We start from the raw sequence: 542 nt of genomic DNA on the forward strand, positions 1-542 counted from the left end.
GCTCATGATGCAGTCCCTCCTGGACGCGTGTCGCTGGTCGAAGCCGCTGCCGGGACGGCTGCGGTGGGTGGGGTGAGACCGAGTTCGAGGTCCCCGAGCGGGGCGAAGAACGCGTCGACCTGCTCGTCGGTCACCTCGTCGAGGGTGGCGGGCGACCACTGCGGGTTGCGGTCCTTGTCCACCACCTGCGCCCGGATGCCCTCGACCAGGTCAGGGGAGCTCAGGCAGGCGACGGACACCCGGAATTCCTCGTTCAGGACTTCCTCGAGGCTGCCCGCCTGCCGGGCCCGGCGCAACGATTGCAGGGTGACCGCGCACGCGGTCGGCGACTTCGACAGGATCTGCTCGGCCGCCTTTTCCGCCTCCGGCACCCCACTGCCGCGGAGGCGGGCAACGATCTCGGGAACACTGCCCGCCGAGTAGGCGGCGTCGATCCACCCCTGCTGCGCCAACAGTTCGGACACGGGGGCGGGTTCGGTGAACCGGGCGAGGGCGTCGTCGATCGAGGTCTGTGTGAGTGCCTCGATAAAGCTGTCGATCTT

At 69.0% G+C, this 542-nt stretch carries 1 protein-coding gene; it reads right to left on the reverse strand.

Annotated elements, in window-relative coordinates; translation table 11 throughout:
- Positions 1-2 precede the first annotated feature (2 nt).
- A partial coding sequence (locus R4P95_RS33435) for an enoyl-CoA hydratase/isomerase family protein (RefSeq protein WP_317840535.1) occupies positions 3-542 on the reverse strand: 540 nt, incomplete at its 5' end.

The organism is Rhodococcus sp. IEGM 27, assembly GCF_033142305.1.
Taxonomy (GTDB): Bacteria; Actinomycetota; Actinomycetes; order Mycobacteriales; family Mycobacteriaceae; genus Rhodococcus_F; species Rhodococcus_F oxybenzonivorans.